The organism is Flavobacterium sp. (assembly GCF_023151265.1).
Classification (GTDB): domain Bacteria; phylum Bacteroidota; class Bacteroidia; order Flavobacteriales; family Flavobacteriaceae; genus Flavobacterium.
Genome location: NZ_JAKLJH010000166.1, coordinates 1 through 5,355 on the forward strand (window position 1 = coordinate 1; position 5,355 = coordinate 5,355).

The following is a 5,355-nucleotide window of genomic DNA, read 5'->3' on the forward strand; positions in this document are numbered from 1 at the left end:
TGGATTAACAAGTGCGTACGTAGTAAGTAAATCAAGACCAGATTGGTTGAAAGATTTTGTGTTACCTTCTGCATTTGTAATCAGTACGGTAGCTATGTTGGTAAGTAGTTTTACTTTTTACTTAGCATTACAAGCAACAAAAAAAGACAACAGAAGTAGTGCTTCAATGTTTTTATTGATTACTTTAGCGCTTGGAATCGCGTTTATAGTATTGCAATTTAAAGGATTTGGACAAGTAATCGATAATGGCTATTTTTTTACAGGAAGTGAAAGTAATGTAACTACTTCATTTTTGTATATTGCTGTTTTGGTTCACATTGCTCACCTTTTAGGAGGTATTATTTCGCTTTTAGTAGTAATTTATAATCATTATAAACAAAAATACAATTCGGCTCAAACCCTTGGTATAGAGCTAAGTGCGATGTATTGGCACTTTATGGATTTTATTTGGGTTTATTTGTTTTTATTTTTCTATTTTTTCAAATAGAAAAAAAATAATAAATTTGGGAACTTTTTAACAATTAAAAAATTTATGGGAGCGACAGTTATTACAGACGAACACGCTTTAGACGGAGGTCCAGGACCATTAGGAGCAACCTATGGTAAAATGATGATGTGGTTTTTCATCTTATCAGATGCATTAACTTTTTCTGGGTTCTTAGCCGCGTACGGTTTTTCAAGATTTAAATTTATTGAAACTTGGCCTATCGCCGATGAAGTTTTTAACCACTTTCCATTTTTACATGGTGTAAATGCGCCAATGTATTATGTTGCGTTAATGACTTTTATCTTAATTTTCTCTTCTGTAACTATGGTATTAGCTGTAGATGCAGGTCATCACATGAAAAAAACAAAAGTAGCATTCTACATGTTTTTAACTATTATTGGTGGTTTTATCTTCTTAGGTTCTCAAGCTTGGGAATGGAAAAACTTCATTAAAGGGGAATATGGTGCTGTTGAAACTAAAGGAGGTTCTATCTTACAATTTGTTCAAAAACAAGAAGACGGAACTTTTAAAAGAGTAGCATTAGCTGATTTTGCTGCAACATTACCTGAAGCAAGAACACAACACGAAAGAAGTAACGGAGTTTGGTTCATGGATGAAGCAACTTTACCAACTTATTCTGTGAATGAAGTTGTTGAAGGTTTTAAATCTGATGAGTCTATTTTAGTTCGTTCAGAGTATTTAAATGCTGAAAAACATAAAACAGTTTTATCAAGAGCTGAATCTTTAAAAAGATTAGAAGAAGCTAAATATGTTGTAGAAGGTGCTAACTTAGTTAGAAACGAATACGGTCATAAATTATTTGCTAACTTCTTTTTCTTTATTACAGGTTTCCACGGATTCCACGTGTTTACAGGAGTATTAATTAATATCATCATTTTCTTTAATGTGTTATTAGGTACTTACGAGAAAAGAAAAAGCTACGAAATGGTTGAAAAAGTTGGATTATACTGGCACTTTGTCGATTTAGTGTGGGTATTCGTATTTACTTTCTTCTACTTAGTATAATTATATAATAAAAGTATATCATGGCACACGCACACGAATCAAATACAAAAAGAATTTGGGTAGTTTTCGGAATTCTATCTGTAATTACTATAGTAGAGGTTTTATTCGGAATCTATAAACCTAAATCATTATATTTCAATAATTTCTTAGGAATGAATTTATTGAACTGGTTATTCATCATCTTAACTATCGTTAAAGCATACTACATTACTTGGGCTTTCATGCATATGGAAGGTGAAAAAAAATGGTTTAGAAGATCAATTGTTTGGACAGTTACGTTCTTAATCCTTTACTTAAGTTTTATTTTATTAGTAGAAGGAGATTACGTTTACGAAGTTTTCAAAACAGGTCACTTAAAGTGGATATTTTAACACTTGTTTCTAATATATAATCCCGATTTACATCGGGATTTTTTTTACTTTTGTATGAACAAAATTAGTTTCATCTAATGAAAAATAAATTAGTCCTCATTTCTCTTTTTATATTGCCTATCGCCATTTATTTGGTGTTTTCTACGGCATCTCATAATTCACTTTTTTTACCGGTACTTTCTAAAAATAATCAAGAAATTCCTTCTGATTGGTCAAGTTTAGATGGAACAAAACAGGCAATGAAAGGAAAGATTACCGTTTTAGGTTTTGTGGGAACAGAAGTAATTACAAATCGTGGTAATTTCTTTAATTTAAATCAGAAGATTTATAACAAATACAAAGGATTCAAAGATTTTCAAATGATTATGGTAGTTCCTTTAGGAAAGGAAAAAGAATGCCAACAAATTATAGATGAATTAGCTCCGATAACAGGAGATATGAATGGATGGAAATTCGTTTTTTCTACTCCAGATAAAATCCAAGAATTCTATGATAGCTATAAACTAATGGGACAATTAGATGAAAACAAAGGAACTCCAGCAGTTATTATCGTAGATAAAGAATTAAATCATCGTGGAAGAAAGGGTAAAAACCGAAAAGGCGAAAACGAATATAAAGAAAGCTATAACACCATTTCTGCTGCCGATTTGCACAATGAAATGACAGATGATGTAAAAATACTTCTGCGAGAATATCGTTTAGCACTTAAAAAAAATAAGAACGAAAGAAAAGATGCTTTCAGAGATAATATCAAAGAAAACATAGAAAAACAAAAGTAATTTGCCATGAAGAATAAATCATACATCGGAATTTCTTTTATCATTTTAATTTTCGGAATTTGGGCAGTGCCAAAAATTATTGCGAAATTTCAAAAATCTGATTTAGTAGAAATTGGACCAGTTCCTGAATTCAAATTAACGAATCAAGATAATAAAACGATTTCGGATAAGGACTATTTAGGGAAAGTGTATGTTGTGGAGTTTTTCTTTTCAACTTGCCCTACCATTTGTCCTAAAATGAATGAAAGTATGTTGCAATTACAAAACGAGTTTTATGGAAATCCAAATTTCGGAATTGCTTCTATAACTATTGATCCGGCAAAAGATACACCTCAAGTATTAAAAGAGCATGCTAATTTATTAGGCGTAAAGCATTACAATTGGCATTTTTTAACTGGTGATAAAGATTACATCTACAGTTTAGCAAACAAAGGTTTTAACTTATACGCTGGCGAAAACAATAAAGTAGCTGGTGGATTTGAGCATTCAGGTTTATTCGCTTTAATTGATAAAGATGGAAAAATAAGATGCAGAAAAGACGCACAAGGAAATCCAATTTTATATTACGACGGATTAGAAGCGTCAGGTGTTGAAGCCATCAAAGAAGATATCAAAAAATTACTTGAAGAATAATTATGGAAAATAATATAGAAACAAAATACAACAAACTTATTGTGGTTTTATCAGTTGCAATTCCTGCAGTTGTAGCTTTGCTTTTTGGAGTTAATTTAAGAAAATTAGGGTATGATGTGCAACCTTTATCTTTTTTACCGCCAATTTATGCCACAATTAATGGTTTAACAGCTGTGGTTTTAGTTGCTGCGGTTATCGCTATCAAAAATGGAAATAGAAAGTTGCATGAAAATTTAATGAAAGTTGCTATCGCTTGTTCGGTTGCTTTCCTTGGAATGTATGTAGCCTATCACATGACATCCGATTCTACTAAGTTTGGCGGAGAAGGAGCCATCAAATATGTGTATTATTTTATATTGATTACTCATATTCTTTTGTCAATAATCATTATTCCATTGGTTTTAACCACTTATGTAAAAGCTTGGTCACAACAATTTGATAAGCATAAAAAGATTGCAAAAATTACATTTCCTATTTGGTTATATGTTGCGGTTACAGGTGTGATTGTTTATTTAATGATTTCTCCGTATTATGCGCACTAAAATAAAAAGTTTGCAAATAGTAGTTTTTACTATTATCTATTGTCTAATGCCTATTGCCTCAAGTGCTCAATGCGCCATGTGTCGTGCTGCTCTTGAAAGTGAAGAAGGAGGAGTTAAAGCAGAAGCTGTTAATGATGGTATTGTTTATTTAATGGCAATTCCATATATATTAGTAGGTATTTTAGGTTACGCCATTTATCGATTGAAATACGGTAAGAAAAAAGAGATATAAAAAAAGTCGTTTCATTTGAAACGACTTTTTTGTTTTATTCTAATCCATCTACTTTAATATCCATTTTTCCGCTAGTGGTAATAAAAGCAATAATGGCTTTATCTGTTAATTCTACCTTTTCGAATTCGAAATCATTTATAATTCCATTTACAAAAACACCTTTCATAGGTGAATAGTTGCTTAAATAAGGTTTCATGTTTTGTTTGCCTTCTTCCAAGTTTCCTTTTATCGAATAGCGACAATTTTCTTGAATACTTTTTAAAATGGTGCCATGTAACAACCAATTGGCCGATTTCATTAAGACACTTTTTGTATTTAAAACATATTCCATTTGGTCAAAATAAATTTCTTTAGTGATGGGATTGTAATTTGGAATTCCTGATAAATAGATTGTGCCATTAATACTTCCTAAAACATCTAAAGCAATAATCATTTTGCCATCTTTTTGCCATAGATCTACTTTTTGTACCGTAATTTTTCTACTTCCCGATGCAAATTCTTGACCTTGGAAATTCTTAGTCACAATTTTACTAGCGCTTTCAAATGTAGAAACCGCAACTACCGAAACAGTTGTGTTGTCTGGAATTTTCTCTACAGGTTTCAATACAATTTTTGCAGCATCAAATCCGTTTTTAGGCTTTTGTCCCACCATAGTTTGCATGTTGCATTTTAATCCCATGTTTAACATGATTTTAGTTTTGCTAAGTTTGGCTTCTGTAACATATAGTTCTAAAGGAACCATTTTAAACCAAGTTTCATATTGTTCGCTTGTTAAAATAGGATTACTTAATTTGTCTAAAGCATCTAAAACATGAGGTTTAAAATCACATGTTTTATCAATAGCTTCGTCAATTTTTTTTGAAATCTTCGATTTAAACATGCTCAATGTAGGATTGATTATGTATGTAATCGGAATGTTTTTTCCTGCAACTAATATTGTTGGACTTTCGCTCCATTCAAAATCTTCTATTTTAGAAGTAGTTGTGAGTTTCCAATTGGTTAAATGGGTTTTGCTGTCTAAAGTTATGATTCCATTTAGATTGATTTCACGAGTGTCATTTAATCCCATAAAATCAGTTCCGTATTTAAATTTTGCCCAAATCTTAAGTGGAATTTCAGAAATAATGTTTCCGTTTTTTTCGCTTAGTTTAATAGGAGCAGTTTTCCAGATTTTCATTTCGGTCTTATCATCATTTAAGATAGAATCGTTAAAAATTAATCCGGTTACATTTTTATTTAGTTGTTGTTCGAGTTCCTTCAATGTTATTTCAACAGGCATTGAAAT

General features: G+C 31.1%; 8 protein-coding genes. 7 read left to right on the forward strand and 1 reads right to left on the reverse strand.

The features are described 5' to 3' along the window. The 7 genes from L6Q46_RS12570 to L6Q46_RS12600 all read left to right on the forward strand — a co-directional run. The coding region (locus L6Q46_RS12570) for a cytochrome c oxidase subunit 3 (protein WP_291284593.1) at positions 1-487 on the forward strand (487 nt) is incomplete at its 5' end. Positions 488-532: 45 nt separating this feature from the next. Further along, positions 533-1,513: a cytochrome c oxidase subunit 3 gene (locus L6Q46_RS12575; RefSeq protein WP_111566157.1), complete on the forward strand. Its 981-nt coding sequence runs from the start codon at positions 533-535 to the stop codon at positions 1,511-1,513. Between the two features lie 20 nt (positions 1,514-1,533). Then, complete coding sequence (locus tag L6Q46_RS12580; RefSeq protein WP_111566156.1) at positions 1,534-1,884, forward strand: cytochrome C oxidase subunit IV family protein; 351 nt, start codon at positions 1,534-1,536, stop codon at positions 1,882-1,884. Between the two features lie 77 nt (positions 1,885-1,961). Further along, positions 1,962-2,663, forward strand: a complete 702-nt coding sequence (locus tag L6Q46_RS12585; RefSeq protein ID WP_291284594.1) for a hypothetical protein — start codon at positions 1,962-1,964, stop codon at positions 2,661-2,663. A gap of 6 nt (positions 2,664-2,669) precedes the next feature. Continuing rightward, positions 2,670-3,296, forward strand: a complete 627-nt coding sequence (locus L6Q46_RS12590; RefSeq protein WP_291284595.1) for an SCO family protein — start codon at positions 2,670-2,672, stop codon at positions 3,294-3,296. 2 nt (positions 3,297-3,298) lie between these two features. Further along, positions 3,299-3,838: a DUF420 domain-containing protein gene (locus L6Q46_RS12595; RefSeq protein WP_291284596.1), complete on the forward strand. Its 540-nt coding sequence runs from the start codon at positions 3,299-3,301 to the stop codon at positions 3,836-3,838. Positions 3,839-3,884: 46 nt separating this feature from the next. After that, positions 3,885-4,070, forward strand: a complete 186-nt coding sequence (locus L6Q46_RS12600) for a hypothetical protein (RefSeq protein ID WP_291284598.1) — start codon at positions 3,885-3,887, stop codon at positions 4,068-4,070. A gap of 34 nt (positions 4,071-4,104) precedes the next feature. Here the strand turns inward: L6Q46_RS12600 and L6Q46_RS12605 are convergent. Then, positions 4,105-5,355: DUF4403 family protein (locus L6Q46_RS12605; RefSeq protein WP_291284597.1), on the reverse strand; the 1,251-nt coding region annotated here is incomplete at its 5' end.

Coding starts and splice junctions, on each gene's coding strand:
- L6Q46_RS12585 (WP_291284594.1), top strand. CDS start 1,962: ATGAAAAATAAATTAGTCCTCATTTCTCTTTTTATATTGCCTATCGCC.
- L6Q46_RS12580 (WP_111566156.1), top strand. CDS start 1,534: ATGGCACACGCACACGAATCAAATACAAAAAGAATTTGGGTAGTTTTC.
- L6Q46_RS12600 (WP_291284598.1), top strand. CDS start 3,885: ATGCCTATTGCCTCAAGTGCTCAATGCGCCATGTGTCGTGCTGCTCTT.
- L6Q46_RS12595 (WP_291284596.1), top strand. CDS start 3,299: ATGGAAAATAATATAGAAACAAAATACAACAAACTTATTGTGGTTTTA.
- L6Q46_RS12590 (WP_291284595.1), top strand. CDS start 2,670: ATGAAGAATAAATCATACATCGGAATTTCTTTTATCATTTTAATTTTC.
- L6Q46_RS12575 (WP_111566157.1), top strand. CDS start 533: ATGGGAGCGACAGTTATTACAGACGAACACGCTTTAGACGGAGGTCCA.